Origin of the sequence: Saccharothrix sp. 6-C (assembly GCF_016695385.1) — a bacterium.
GTDB classification, from domain to species: Bacteria; Actinomycetota; Actinomycetes; order Mycobacteriales; family Pseudonocardiaceae; genus Actinosynnema; species Actinosynnema texasense.
Window position 1 is genome coordinate 5,954,825 of sequence record NZ_CP064192.1, and the last position, 14,034, is coordinate 5,968,858.

Here is a 14,034-nt window from a genome sequence, read left to right on the forward strand (position 1 = left end):
CGAACCACCCGACCGACCACCCCGGGTGGGGACGTCGGATCAGCCCCGACCGGACGACCCGCCGCGGTCCCGCGACGGCGGCCCGGTCACCACCGTGGGCGGGCCGGGGTTCGGCAGGACGACGACCGGCCCGTTCGAGGGCACGTCGACCGGCGTCTCCGGCGGGGTCTTGGTGGCCGTGGTCGTGGTCGTGGTGGCCGCGGTCCCGGTCACCGGGACGCCGCCGGCGGCGTCGTCCCCGGTGCTGCCGGCCGGCACGTCCGACGTCGGCGCGACCTGCACGACGGTCACCGCGGACGGGTCGCCCGGCGCCGTCGCGCCGGTCTCCCGCGCCTGCTCGGCGAGCGGGTCGGCCGAGGTGGTGGTCGTCGTCGGCCGGCCGGCGCGCTCACCGGACTCCGGCTCGGACGGGCCGCTCATCGCGAGGTACCCGACCAGGCCCAGCACCACCGCCGCGGCGGCCCCGCCGACCAGCAGTGCCCGGCGGTCGGACCTCGGCTCGGGCTCGACCACCGCGGGCCGGTCCACCACCGCCGCCGCGGCGACCAGCGGCGACAGGCCCGCGCTCGCCCGCTGCGCCTCGGTGAGCAGCCGCTCGCACTCGGCCGCCGACGGCCGCTTGGCCGGGTCGGACGCGGTCATCGCGGTCAGCACGGCGGCCCACGGGTCGGGCAGGTCGACCGGGATGCGCGGCTCGCGGTGCAGCCGCGACAGCGCCGCCTCCGTGTCGCCGCCCGGGTACTCGGGCCGCCCGGTGAGGCACTCCAGCAGCACCAGGCCGAGCGCGTAGACGTCGGCGGCGGGCAGCACGTCGCCGCCGCGCACCTGCTCGGGCGCGAGGTAGCCGGCCGTGCCGACCAGGATGCCCGACCTGGTCACGCGGGTGACCTGGCCCTGCAGCGCGAGGCCGAAGTCGGCCAGGTAGGCCCGCCGCCCGGTCGGGTCGAGCAGGATGTTGGACGGCTTCACGTCCCGGTGCACCACGTCGTTGGCGTGCACGTGGGCCAGCACGCCCGCGATCTGCGCGCCGATCGCGGCCACCGCCTCGGGCGCCATCGCGCCGCGCATCCGGCGGCGCAGCGTGCCGCCGTCGACGGGCTGCATCACGAAGTAGGGCCGGCCGCGGAAGCTGCCGGTGCCGTACACCTCGACCAGGCCGGGGAACCGCAGCGCGTCGAGCACCTGCGCCTCGCGGTCGAGCCGGATCCGGTCCTCGCCGGCCGCCTCGCCGAGGAAGAACTTGATCGCGACCTTCCGGTCGAGGCGGGTGTCCAGCGCCCGGTACACCTCGGCCATGCCGCCCGACCCGTACAGGTTGCCCAGGGCATACCTGCCGTCGACCACCTCTCCGGTCAGGTCACCGTCCCACATCCGGTTGAACCTCCGCTGTGTCGACGACGTCGGCCCGGACGCCGGAAGCTACCGGTACGCCGGCGGCGTGGGCCACCCGGTTCGCCGTTTCGCGGACCCCTACCCGTAGCACGGCTGTCACAAACCACCCATCTCTTCGGGATGCCGAACGTCCCGGCGAGGGACGGGCGAAAGCGGTCGGCGCGCGGCGGGACGACCCGGACGAAGGGTACGAGCAGGGGCTCGCCGATCGGTCGACCCGACCGGCCGAGCGTCGAAGATCACCCGGACGAGTGAACTCCGGCGCACGGTCGGGCGACTCGTCACCCGTTACGGCGTGGCGGTCGCGCAAGTGCTCGTCGGCGGGGTCGTGGTGCTGGTGGAGGGCACGGTGGTCACCGGCGGACCGGCCGAAGCGGGCCGGGTGCCGCTGCAGTAGTGCGACTCCACCCGGCCGTCGGCCGAGTCGCCGTGCGCGAACACGACGTACTCGACGCCCGGGTAGAGCCGGATGCCGCACAGCGCGCCGCTGGTGGGCGTGACGACGTCGACCCGGCGGGGCACGTCGCCCTTGTACTCGGTGCGGACGGCCACCGCGTACCGGTACTTGTCGTCGTAAGGCGACGCCGGGTCGCCTGCCTCCAAGGTCTCGCTGCGCACGACCCCGGAGAACACGTGGGTCGCCCGTTCGTAGCGCTCCCCCTCCGTGCTGGGCACGCAGCTGCAAGCGCTGGCGGGACTGGTGAACACGGCGGTGAGCAGGGCGGCGGTGACGGTGACGACACCGGCCGCGTGGGCCAGGAAGCGGAAGCGCGCCAAGGGGTCCCCCTCGAGAAGGAGCGTCGGCGGCGGTGCGCGTCCAGCGTACGGTCAGGCGTGCAAGGCCAACCAGAGCTCGGCACGCGTGCCTGCGGGTTCCAGCGAACGCCCGAGCAACCGCTGCACGCGGTCGAGCCGGTTGCGCACGGTGTGCCGGTGCACGCCCAGCCGGGCGGCGGCGGGCTCGGCCTGGCCGTGGCACGCCAGCCACACCCGCACCGTCTCGCGCAGCACGTCGTCCAGCGGCGCGAGCAGGGCGGCGGCGAACTCGGCCGCGTCCGGCGCGAGCAGACCGGCCCCGGCGACCTCCTCGAACGCGTCCACACCGGCCTCCAAGGCGCGCAACGCCTCCCGGTAGCCGCGCGCGACACCGCCCGCGTCCACCGGGCTGGACGCGGCGGCGGGCACGTCCACCGCGCGGGCCAGCACGACGACCCGCCCGTCCACCTCCGCCCAGAACCCGGCCGGCTCGACCCGCTCGCGCAGCACGAAGACCCGGAACGGCGGCTCCGGCAGCCCGTCCACCGGCACGCCCGCCAGCGCCAGCCGGAACCGCGCGGCCCGCAGCTCCCGGCGCACCGCCTCCACGTCGTCCGACCTGGCCAGGGCGACCGTCAGCAGCGACGCGGCGGTGTTGACCACGCCCGCGTCCAGCGGCGCGCGGGCCGCGACGGCGAGGTAGCCGCGCCGCCCCAGCACCTGCATGGCGACGTGCCGCCCGTCCGCCTGCCACGCCGCGCCGGCCGGTCCGCCCGTCGCCGCGAGCCGCCGCACGTGCCCGGCGAGGTCCGGCAGCGCGCCGACCACGTGCACCGGCGTGCCGTGCGGGTCGAGCACCGCCGCCGCGCCGTCGATGAGCCGGGCCAGCCGCCGCACCACGCCCGGCGGCCCGTCGCCGACGGCGGAGCGGGTCAGCGCCCGCTGGGCCGCGCCGGTGCGCGCCAGCGCCGCGTACTCGTCCGCCGCGACGGCCCGCGAGACCGCCTTGGCGATCGCGATGAACGGCGTGGCCCTCGGCACCTCCAGCAGCGCCAACCCGGCGTCCCGGGCGGCCCGGACCAGGTCGTCCGGCACGGTCTCGTGGCTCAGCCCGGTGCCGAAGCCGAGCCCCGCCGCGCCGGCCGCCACCAGCCGCCGCACGTACCCGTCGGGCGGGCCGAGCGCGATGCCGGTGGTCAGCAGCAGCTCGCCGCCCTCCAGGAACGGCGTCGGGTCGGCCAGCTCGGTGCTGTGCGCCCACCCCACGACCCGGTCCAGCCCCGCGTCCACGTGCACGGTCAGCCCGACCTCGCGGGCCAACGCCCCGACCGTCAACACCATGGACGGTGTGTACATCCCCGCGCCCCCGGTTCGCCACTGCGGACACTGTCGTCCGGCGGGCGACCGGTCGATGCTGGACCCATGTCCCGACTGCGCACGGAGATCCCCGGACCCCGGTCACGCGAGCTGGCCGAGCGGCGGGCGGGCGCGGTCGCGGCGGGCGTCGGCTCGGTGCTCCCGGTGTTCGTCGACCACGCCGAGCCCGGCCTGCTGGTCGACGTCGACGGCAACCGGCTGATCGACCTGGGCTCCGGCATCGCGGTGACCGGCGTCGGCAACCCCGCGCCCGGCGTCGCCCGCGCCGTGCGCGGGCAGGTCGACCGGTTCAGCCACACGTGCTTCACGGTCACGCCGTACGAGGGCTACCTGGACGTGTGCGAACGGCTGGCCGAGCTGACGCCCGGCGGCCACGACAAGCGCTCGGTGCTGCTCAACTCCGGCGCGGAGGCGGTGGAGAACGCGGTCAAGATCGCCCGCCACGCCACCGGCCGGCCGGGTGTCGTGGCGCTGGACCACGGCTACCACGGCCGCACGAACCTCACCATGGCGTTGACCGCCGAGGAGATGCCCTACAAGCGCGGCTTCGGCCCGTTCACGCCCGGGGTGCGCCGGGTCCCCGGCTCCTACCCGCTGCGCGACGGCCTGACCGGCGCGGAGGCGGCGCGGCGGGCCGTCGCCGCGGTCGACCGGCCCGAGGGGGTCGCGTGCGTCGTGGTCGAGCCGATCCAGGGCGAGGGCGGTGTCATCGTGCCCGCGCCGGGTTTCCTCCCGGCCCTCGCCGACTGGTGCCGGTCGCACGGCGTCCTGCTGGTCGCGGACGAGGTCCAGACCGGGTTCTGCCGCACGGGCGACTGGTTCGCGTGCGACCGCGAAGGCGTGGCGCCGGACCTCGTCGCCACGGCGAAGGGCATCGCGGGCGGGCTGCCGCTGGCCGCCGTGACCGGGCGCGCCGACGTGATGGACGCCGTGCACGCGGGCGGGCTGGGCGGCACGTACGGCGGCAACCCGATCGCCTGCGCCGCCGCCGTCGCCGCGATCGACACCATGCGCGACCTCGACCTCGTCGCCGCCGCCCGGCGCATCGAGGCGACCGCGCTGCCCCGGCTGCGCGGCCTCGCGCCGGACGTGGTCGTGCAGGCGCGCGGCCGCGGCGCGATGCTGGCCGTGGAGCTGGCCTCCGCCGACCAGGCGGCCCGGGTCGCGGCCCGCTGCCACGCCGCCGGGGTGATCGTGCTGACCTGCGGTGCCCGTGGGAACGTGATCCGCCTGCTGCCGCCGCTCGTCATCCCGGACGGGCTGCTGGCCGAAGGCCTGGACGTGCTTGAAGGAGCCCTTCAGTGACGACGCCGTACTGGGTCGCGGGACAGCCCGCGACGAGCGAGGACCTGGTCGAGATCCGCACGCCGCACGACGGCGCGCGGGCCGGCGTGACGTCCAACGCCACCGCCGAGGACGTGGAACGGGCCGTCGCCTCCGCGCACGCCGTGGCCGCCGGGTTCGCCGACCTGCCCGCGCACGCCAGGGCGGCGGCGCTGGACCACGTGTCGCGGCGGCTGGCCGAGCGCGCCGACGAGGTGGCCGCGCTGATCACCGCCGAGTCGGGCAAGCCGGTGAAGTGGTCGCGGGTCGAGGTGACCCGTGCGGTGTCGACGTTCCGCTGGGCCGCGGAGGAGGCGCGCCGGTTCTCCGGCGAGTTGCAGCGGCTGGACACCGACCCGGCGGCGAACGGCAGGCTGGCGCTGGTGCGCCGGGCGCCGCGCGGACCGGTGCTGGGCATCGCGCCGTTCAACTTCCCGCTGAACCTGGTGGCGCACAAGGTCGCGCCCGCGCTGGCGGTGGGCGCGCCGATCGTGGTCAAGCCCGCGCCGACGACGCCGCTGGTCGCGCTGCTGCTGGGCGAGCTGCTGGCGGAGACGGACCTGCCCGCCGGGTCGTGGTCGGTGCTGCCGGTGCCCAACGAGGTGGCGGGCGCGCTGGCCGAGGACCCGCGGCTGCCGGTGGTGTCGTTCACCGGTTCCGGGCCGGTCGGCCACTCCATCCTGGACCGGGTGCCGCGCAAGCACGTCGTGCTGGAGCTGGGCGGCAACGCGGCGGCCGTCGTCTGTCCGGACTGGACGGACGTGGACTGGGCCGCGCAGCGCATCGCCACGTTCTCGATGTACCAGGGCGGGCAGTCGTGCATCTCGGTGCAGCGCGTGTACGCGCACGAGGACGTGTACCCGGCGTTGGCCGAAGCCGTGGTGTCACACGTGCGCAAGCTCGGCACGGGCGACCCGGCCGACCCCGCCACCGACGTCGGCCCGCTGATCGACGAGGCCGCCGCGCGGCGGGTCGAGGCGTGGGTGGACGAGGCCGTGGCGGCGGGCGGGCGGGTGCTGGTCGGCGGCCGGCGGACGGGCGCGGCCTACGAGCCGACCGTGCTGGCCGACGTGCCGCCGGGGTGCAAGGTGGTGGACGAGGAGGTGTTCGGGCCGGTCGTGGTGCTGGACCCGGTGCCGTCGGTCGAGGAGGCGTTCGACCGGGTGAACGCGTCCCGGTTCGGGTTGCAGGCGGGCCTGTTCACGCACGACGTGCGGGTGGCGTTCCGGGCCGCCAAGCGGCTGGCCGTCGGCGGGGTGATCGTGGGCGACGTGCCGAGCTTCCGCGCCGACCAGATGCCGTACGGCGGGGTCAAGGAGTCGGGAACGGGTCGGGAGGGGGTGCGCGCGGCGATGGAGGACCTGACCGAGCAGCGGGTCCTCGTGCTCACGGGGCTGGAGTTGTAGCGCTTGGCGCCCGGGCACGCCGTCGTCGCGATCGCCACCGACGCCGCCGCCGACCTCGACCGGGGCCGGCGGCTGCTGGCGGCCGTCCTCGACGGGCCCGCCCGCGCCGCGCCCGGCCACCACGACGTCCTCTTCACGCGACCGCCGTCGGCCCGGTTCGCGGTACGGCTCACCGAAGCCGTCCACCGGCACAACGACTCGTCCGCGAGCCCGCTCCGCTTACGGTTGGCCATGGCTCACGGCGAGGTCTCCACGGCGCTCGCCGTGCTCGGCTCGGCCGCCCTGCGGTCCGCGCACGCGGCCACCACCCGTCCCGTCACGATCGCGGTCACGGACGGCTACGCCCGAGCCCGCCCGCTCACCGACCACGACCGGCACCGGCTCGTGCGGGTGCCCGACGTGCCCGAACCGGTCTGGCTGCTCGACGCCCGCGTGCCGGACGCCGAGGCCCTCTTCCACGCGCTGATGGCGCTGCCGTCGATGCGGCGGGAGGACTCGCGCCGACTGGTGCTGGACCTGCTGCCGCCCGCGATCACGGCCCTCGTGCCGCACCACCCGACCGACGCGCTGCACGTGAGCGGCCTGCTGCTGGCGTGCCTCGAGCACGAAGGGGGCCTGAATGCCCTCCGCCACGCTTTGCACGTGGTGGAAGGCGAGGATTCCACACCAATGGCCCGGATCGACACCCTATTGCGCAATGAATGAAACCCCGACCGGTACCGACAATCCGTAACGTGCAACCCGGAACAGGCCGATACCGGAAGGGGTTTGACCACTGGGCGCAGACCGCTCGAACGGGGGACCACCGATGGTCCATGCGGACGATGACGGCGGCCGGGGGCTGCTCATGCCACTGGTCGACGTGCTGGCGCGCGTCCCGAGCCTCGCCGATCGGGCCGGTCGGGTGCTGGTCATCCGCATGATGTCCGCGGAATTGCGGGAAACGCTGATGGTCGAGGAGCACCAGACCGCGATCGGGCACCTGTTCAACCTCGCCGAAGTCTGCCAGCAGAGTCCCGAACGCCTCTCGGCGCTGGTCCGCATCGTGAGCCGCTTCGACCACGACGCGCAGTCGATGGTTGAATTGCGCCGCGTCGTCGCCGAACTGACGCCGTTGGACCTCTTCCCGACCCACGAACGAGCAAGGCTGTTCACATTGCTGGCTGGCGTCGTCGTGCCCGACATCGCGGACATCTACCGCGTCGTGGCCGGTCCGACCGCGCCGAGCCTGTACGGGCCGACGACCTACCCCGAGGTGTTCCGGGTCCTGGAGACGCTGAACGCGGGCGCGGACGGCGTGCCGCGGCCGCTGGTGTTCGTCGAGCACATCGCGGCGCGCGTGCGCACCGAGCTGGCGATCGAGCTGCACCGGTGGACCGAGTCGCAGGCGGTGTCGATGAACCTGCTCCCGGAGCTGACCGCGGTCCGGGACAGCCTGCGCCCGGAGACCGCCGAGCCGCTCACCCCGCCGCCCGGCTCGCCCGCCTACCTCGTGCTGCAACTGCGCCGCGAGGGGCCGAGCGGGGAGAGGTTCCGCCTGTCGCACTGGCGGCAGCTCGGCCGGCCCGCGCCGTGGTCGCCGCTGCACGGCGCGGACTCGGTCGGCACGCTGGACGAGGTCAAGCGGCAGGTCGCCGCGCTGATCGAGCGGGTCGAGGACGACTGGGCGCAGTACAGCCCGGACATCCGCATCGAGTTCGTGCTCGACTACGAGAACCTCAACCTCGACGTCGACCAGTGGCCGTGGGAGAACAGCGACGACGAGGTGGTCGTGCCGATGGGCTGCCGCTACCCGGTGGTGGTGCGCAGCCTGGAACGGATGACCACCCGCAAGTACCACCGGGAGTGGCGGCAGCGGTGGACCGAGCTGACCGGGCAGCTGGGCCGGTCGGCCGGGCTCGCGCGCACCTCGACCTGCCGCGCGCTCAGCGGCACCGAGCAGGGCCTGCGGGAGCTGCTGACCCGGTTCAACACCGAGCGCGGGCTGGTGTCCCTGGTGCTGAGCGCGCCGCCGTCGCCGGAGCACGCGGGCCGTGACGAGGTCGCGGCCGGCGTGAAGGCGGGCGTGCCCCTGGTGGTGTGGCACCGGCAGGACTGCGGCACCCCGGAGTTCGGCGACGTCGTCGAGTCCGTGCTGCACGGCCAGGACGAGCTGCACCTGCTGGAACGCGTCCGCCTGGCCCGCAACACGGCGTTCAAGGAACGCCACCACGTCGGCGAGGCGCTGACGATCCTCTACGACGACCCGGAGCGGATCGTCGTGCCGAGCCAACCGGGTCCGCCCCGGGAAGGGGTTGCGGTCGGATGAACGACGGCGTTGTCCACTCCGGCGAAGTCCACGCCGGCACCGTCTACCACGGCACGGGTGGCGTCGCGCGGACACCGGTCGCGAACCTGCCGCCGCCCCCGCCGTGGCGGACGTTCACCGGTCGCGGCAGCACGTCGCGGCCCGCCGACGACGGCGGCGAGGGCGACCGCCGGGTGGGCGGCGTGCGCGCGGTGCGGCGGACACCCCACCCGAACGAGGTCGCGATGGTGGACGCGGCGATCCGGCTGCGCCGCCCGCTGCTGGTCACGGGCGCGCCCGGCACGGGCAAGTCGTCGTTGGCCTACCTGGTGGCGCGCGAGCTGGGCCTGGGCCCGGTGCTGCGCTGGCCGATCACCAGCCGCACCACGCTCAAGGACGGCCTGTACCTCTACGACGCCATCGCGCGCGTGCAGGCGGTGGGCGCGAACGACCGGGACTCCGGGATCGGCGACTACGTCCACCTCGGGCCGCTGGGCACCGCGCTGCTGCCCCACGACCTGCCGCGCGTGCTGCTGATCGACGAGCTGGACAAGGGCGACATCGACCTGCCCAACGACCTGCTCACCACGTTCGAGGAAGGCGAGTACGAGATCCCGGAGCTGGTCCGGTACGCCAAGCACCGCGACGAGGTCGAGGTGCTGACCCAGGACCGGGGGCACACCGCGACCGTGCACCACGGCGTCGTGCGCTGCCGCGAGTTCCCGATCGTGATCATCACCAGCAACGGCGAGCGCGAGTTCCCGCCCGCGTTCCTGCGCCGCTGCCTGCGGCTGCACGTGCCGCAGCCGGGCAAGGAGCAGCTGGCCGAGATGGTGGCGGTGCACTTCGGCGACGCGCACGGCGTGGACGTCGCCAGGCTCATCTCGGACTTCCTGGCGCACCGCGCCGACGTCGGCACCGTGTCGGCCGACCAGCTGCTCAACGCCGTGCACCTGGCCACCTCCGGGTCCTACCAGCCGGACGAGGAGTGGGCCGAGCTGCTCAAGGCGATCTGGCACCCGCTGGCCGCGGAGGCCGGATGAGCGGACCGCGGGCCGAGCCGCCGGCCGGTCGGGTGCTGCTGCAGCACCTCGACGCGACCGACAGCCGGGTGGAGGTGCTGCGCACGGCGGACCTGACCTTCCGCGAGGTCCGGGACTCGCTGTGGCTCGCCGGCGCGCTGCGCCCACCCGGGTCCGAGCCGACCGCGACCGCGCGCGAACCCCGGGACGACGACCCGCCCACCCCTCCCCCGCCGTCGTCGGACGATCCGCCGCCGGACGTCGCGCCGGAGCCCGGGGCGGACCGGGAGGCGTGGACGCAGTCGCGGGTCGAACCCGACCCGGGCCGGGTCGAGCGGTGGGCGCGGACGGCGACGACGCTGGTCCGCGCCGACCCGGTGCCCGCGCCGGGCGGCGCGGTGAGCGCGGGGTCGGCGTGGCCGACCGTGCCCGCGCTGCCGGAGCGGCGCGGGATCAGCCGGGCGTTGCGGCCGTTGGCGCGCCGCCGGCCGTCGCCCCGGTCGACGGTGCTGGACGAGGAGGCGACCGCGGTGCGGGCCGCCCGGGACGGGCTGTGGCTGCCGGAGTGGCGGGCCGCGCCGTGGCGGCGGTTCGAGGTGGCGCTGGTCGTCGACACGACCGTGGCGGCCGAGCTGTGGCGGCAGACCGTGCGGGAGTTCCGGGTGCTGCTGGAGCGGCAGGGCGCGTTCCGGGACGTGCGGACCTACGAGCTGGACAGCTCGCGCACGGCGGCGCGGGACGTGGTGCTGCGGTCCGAGGGCGGCGCCCGGCACGAGTGGCGCTACCTGGTCGAGCCGTCGGGCAACCGGATCGTGCTGGTGCTGACCGACACCGTCGGCCGCGCCTGGCACAGCGGCGCGGTGGGGCACGTGCTGCACGCGTGGGGCCGGTCGATGCCGGTCGCGGTGGTGCAGACGCTGGCGCAGCGGCTGTGGTCGTGGGGCGGCCTGCCGACGAGGCGGGTGCGGCTGTCCGCGCCCGCGCCCGGCGTGCCGAACCGCAGGCTGCGCGTCGCCGGCGAGGTCGACGGCGGCACACCGGTGCCGGTGCTCGGCCTGTCCGCCGAGTGGATGGCGGGCTGGGCCAGGCTGCTCACCTCGCCGGGCTCGGAGTGGGTGGAGACGACGGCCGCGGTGGTCGCCCCGCAGACCGCGCCCCCGGCGGAACCCGCCGCCGAGGAGCCGGTGAGCGCGGTCGAACGGGTGCTCCGGTTCCGCACCTACGCGTCGGTGGACGGGTTCCAGCTCGCGGGGCTGCTGGCCGCGACGCCGTTGAGCCCGAAGCTGATGGGGCTGGTGCAGCGCGTGCTGCTGCCCGGCTCGGACCTCTCGGCGTTGGCCGAGGTGATGCTCGGCGGCCTGATGACGCGGCTGCCCGGGGCGAACGGCGCGACCGACGCCGTCGCCTACGACTTCGACGCCGGTGTGCGGGAGGAGCTGCTGGCCACGTCGCGGCGCTCGGACACCGCCCGCGTCGCGCGCGTGCTCGACGCCTACGCGGGCGCCGACAACGAGGCCGTCCACAACTACCGGCTCGCGTTGGACGAGCCGGACCGCACCCCGGAACCGGCGCCGACGCCGGAGAACGTGCCGTACCTGAAGGTGCAGGAAGCGGTGTTCCGCGCCCTCTCCGGGGCCGCGTACTCCCGCCGGTCCAAACGCATCCGAGAGGTGCTGGGCCCGGGTGATCCGACCCGTGTCCCGCCCGCGGGTCCGGACGGCGGCACACCCGACCAGGAGAACGACTCTGTGACGAATCTCGACACCCGACCACCGGCGCCAGTGGTCGGGTCGCTGCCGCGCGAAGGAGAAGACGTGAACGCTCCCGGTAGCCCACTGTTCACCGGCGAGCGGCTGCCCGGTTCCACACAGCCGCAGGTGTGGGGTCACGTGCCGTTGCGCAACCCGGACTTCGTCGGCCGCGACGACCTGCTGGAGTCGCTGCGGCTGCGGTTGAGCGAGGCCGGTCCGACCGCCGTGCTGCCGGAGGCGCTGCACGGCATGGGCGGTGTCGGCAAGTCGCAGACCGTGGTCGAGTACATCCACCGGCACGCCTCGGAGTACGAGGTCGTGTGGTGGATCCCGGCGGAGCAGCCGGCGCAGATCAAGGCGAACTTCGTCGAGCTGGCCAAGAGGATCGGCGTCGCCGCCTCGGGCTCGGCCGAGACCGCGGTGCCGGCGGTGCTGGAGGCGTTGCGCCGCGGCGAGCCGTTCCGCCGGTGGATCCTGGTGTTCGACAACGCCGACCGGCCGCAGGACGTGCGCCAGTACTTCCCCGCGGGCACCGGCCACATCGTCGTCACGTCCCGCAACTCCGAGTGGGGCGGCTTCGCCCGGCCGGTCGCGGTGGACCTGTTCACCCGCGCCGAGAGCATCGAGCTGCTGCACCGCCGCGCGGGCGACCTGGACGACGCCGAGGCCGACGCCCTGGCCGAGGCCCTCGGCGACCTGCCGCTGGCCGTGGAGCAGGCCGCCGCGTGGCGGGCGCAGACCGGCATGCAGGTCTCGGAGTACCTCCAGCTGCTGCAGCAGAACCGCACCGAGCTGCTGGAGGCGGGCACGTCCAGCGAGGACCAGCTCCCGGTCGCGGCGGCGTGGAACGTGCCGCTCAACCGGTTGAAGAACGACCACCGGGCCGCCCTGCAGCTGTTGCAGGTGTGCGCGTTCTTCGGCCCCGAGCCCATCTCGCAGAAGCTGTTCCGCGGCGTGCGCGACATGCCCGTGCCCGACGCGCTGCGCGAGGCGCTGGGCGATCCGATCAAGCTCAGCCGGGCGATCCGCGAGATCAGCCGGTACAGCCTCGCCAAGATCGACCACCGCAACAACGCCCTGCAGCTGCACCGCCTCGTGCAGACCGTGCTGAAGAACCGGCTGGACAACGACGAGCAGGACCGCATGCGGCACGCGGTGCACGTGCTGCTGGTCAACGGCGACCCGGGCGACCCGGACGCCTCGACCAACTGGCCGCGCTACGCCGAGCTGATGCCGCACGCCCTGGTGTCGAAGGTGGTCGACTGCCAGGACCGCTGGGTGCGCGTGCTGGTGATGAACCTGGTCCGGTACCTGCTCAACGCGGGCGACTTCGGCGGCGCGCGCGACCTGGCCGGCCAGGCGTCGGAGTCGTGGCGCAAGTCGTTGGGCGAACGCGAGTTCGACACGTTGGAGATCACCCGCCGGTACGGCATCTCGCTGCGCAGGCTGGGCCGGATCGAAGAGGCCCGCACGCTCAACCAGCGGACCTACGAGCTGTTCCGCGAGGTGATCGGCGAGGACCACGAGGGCATGCTGAACATGCTCGACACCCTCGCCCTGGACCAGCGGGCGCAGGGCGTGTTCCGCGAGGAGCTGGAGACCAGGCAGCGCATCTACGACCGGGCCGTCGAGATCCTGGGCGTGGACGACCCGCAGACCCTGTCCTACGCCAACAACCTGGCCAGCTCGTTCCGGTTGATGGGCGACTACGCCAAGGCGCTGGAGATCGACCAGGACGTGCTGCACCGGCGCGACGCGGTCATGGGCAGCGACCACCCGCTCACCTTCGCCTCCTTCAACAGCACGTGCATGGACCGGCGGGAGCTGGGCCGCTACACCGAGGCCGCGCGGCAGCAGGAGGGTTCGCTGGCCGTGCAGCGGGAACTGCTCGGCGAGGACCACCCGCAGGTGATCGGCGCGTCGCGGAGCCTGGCGGTGGCGCTGCGCAAGGCGGGTGAGCACGTGCGCGCCAAGGAGCTGATCGAGGACGTCATCAGGCGCTACCGCAAGCGCCACGGCGACGAGCACATCGACACCACCACGGCGCGGATGAACCTCGCGCTGGACCTGCGGCACCTCGGCGACCTCGACCGGTCGCTGGAGCTGGCGCGGCGCAGCCACGAGACGTTCCAGCGCATCGTGGGCCGCAACCACCCGTACACGCTGGTCACCGGGATCGGCCTGGCCGTGACGCACCGGGCGCGGGGCGAGGTCGACGCCGCGCTGGCCCTGAACCGGGAGCTGCGCGCGACGTTGACCGACGTGTTCGACGCCGACCACCCGTTCACCCTGGTGGCGGCGACGAACCTGGCCAGCGACCTGGCCGCCGAGGGCAACCACGCGGAGGCCCGGGCGTTGGACGAGGACACCCTCGAACGGTCGACCCGGACGCTGGGCCCCGAGCACCCGTCGACCCTCGCGGTCGCGCTGAACCTGTCGATCGACCTGGGCGACCTCGGTGACGAGAACGCGGCGGCGGTGCTGCACGCCCGCACGGTCACGAGCTACCGCAAGGTCCTCGGCGACGAGCACCCCGGCACGATCGCGGCCACCCAGTTCGCCCGGGCGAACTGCGACACCGACACGATGCAGTTCTGACGCCCCGGCCGGTGGAGCCGCCGCCTCACCGGCTCCCCGACTCCACCGGCCGAGACGTCACCGACCACGCGCGCGCCCACACCGGGGCGTGGCGCGAGTCCCGGCTGCCGCCGGACAACACG

General features: G+C 74.7%; 9 protein-coding genes. 6 read left to right on the forward strand and 3 right to left on the reverse strand.

Features of this window, described 5'->3' with window-relative positions; translation table 11 throughout:
* Positions 1 to 39: 39 nt before the first annotated feature.
* The 3 genes from IOD16_RS24795 to IOD16_RS24805 form a co-directional block, all read right to left on the reverse strand.
* Positions 40 to 1,371, reverse strand: a complete 1,332-nt coding sequence (locus IOD16_RS24795; RefSeq protein ID WP_201436356.1) for a serine/threonine-protein kinase — start codon at positions 1,369 to 1,371, stop codon at positions 40 to 42.
* A gap of 309 nt (positions 1,372 to 1,680) precedes the next feature.
* The gene (locus IOD16_RS24800) at positions 1,681 to 2,169 is read right to left on the reverse strand and encodes a hypothetical protein (protein ID WP_201436357.1); all 489 of its coding nucleotides are present in this window, start codon (positions 2,167 to 2,169) and stop codon (positions 1,681 to 1,683) included.
* Positions 2,170 to 2,220: 51 nt separating this feature from the next.
* Entirely contained in the window at positions 2,221 to 3,489 is a 1,269-nt protein-coding gene (locus tag IOD16_RS24805) for a PucR family transcriptional regulator (protein ID WP_201436358.1), read from the reverse strand.
* A gap of 81 nt (positions 3,490 to 3,570) precedes the next feature.
* On the opposite strand from IOD16_RS24805, the gene gabT reads away from it, so the two are divergent.
* The 6 genes from gabT to fxsT all read left to right on the forward strand — a co-directional run bounded on the left by gabT (position 3,571) and on the right by fxsT (position 13,912).
* On the forward strand, positions 3,571 to 4,830 hold the full coding sequence (gene gabT / locus IOD16_RS24810) for a 4-aminobutyrate--2-oxoglutarate transaminase (RefSeq protein ID WP_201436359.1): 1,260 nt from the start codon (positions 3,571 to 3,573) through the stop codon (positions 4,828 to 4,830).
* Entirely contained in the window at positions 4,827 to 6,254 is a 1,428-nt protein-coding gene (locus IOD16_RS24815; RefSeq protein WP_201436360.1) for an aldehyde dehydrogenase family protein, read from the forward strand. The genes gabT and IOD16_RS24815 overlap by 4 nt, the downstream gene beginning before the upstream one ends.
* 3 nt (positions 6,255 to 6,257) lie before the next feature.
* Positions 6,258 to 6,959 (forward strand): effector-associated domain 2-containing protein, encoded by a 702-nt coding sequence (locus tag IOD16_RS24820; protein WP_201436361.1) that lies wholly within the window; start codon positions 6,258 to 6,260, stop codon positions 6,957 to 6,959.
* Positions 6,960 to 7,062: 103 nt separating this feature from the next.
* Positions 7,063 to 8,562 (forward strand): VMAP-C domain-containing protein, encoded by a 1,500-nt coding sequence (locus IOD16_RS24825; protein ID WP_148088990.1) that lies wholly within the window; start codon positions 7,063 to 7,065, stop codon positions 8,560 to 8,562.
* Positions 8,559 to 9,584, forward strand: coding sequence for an AAA family ATPase (locus IOD16_RS24830; RefSeq protein WP_201436362.1), 1,026 nt, complete (start codon positions 8,559 to 8,561; stop codon positions 9,582 to 9,584). Before IOD16_RS24825 ends, IOD16_RS24830 begins: the two co-directional genes overlap by 4 nt.
* Positions 9,581 to 13,912, forward strand: a complete 4,332-nt coding sequence (gene fxsT / locus IOD16_RS24835) for an FxSxx-COOH system tetratricopeptide repeat protein (RefSeq protein WP_201436363.1) — start codon at positions 9,581 to 9,583, stop codon at positions 13,910 to 13,912. The genes IOD16_RS24830 and fxsT overlap by 4 nt, the downstream gene beginning before the upstream one ends.
* Positions 13,913 to 14,034: the final 122 nt, after the last annotated feature.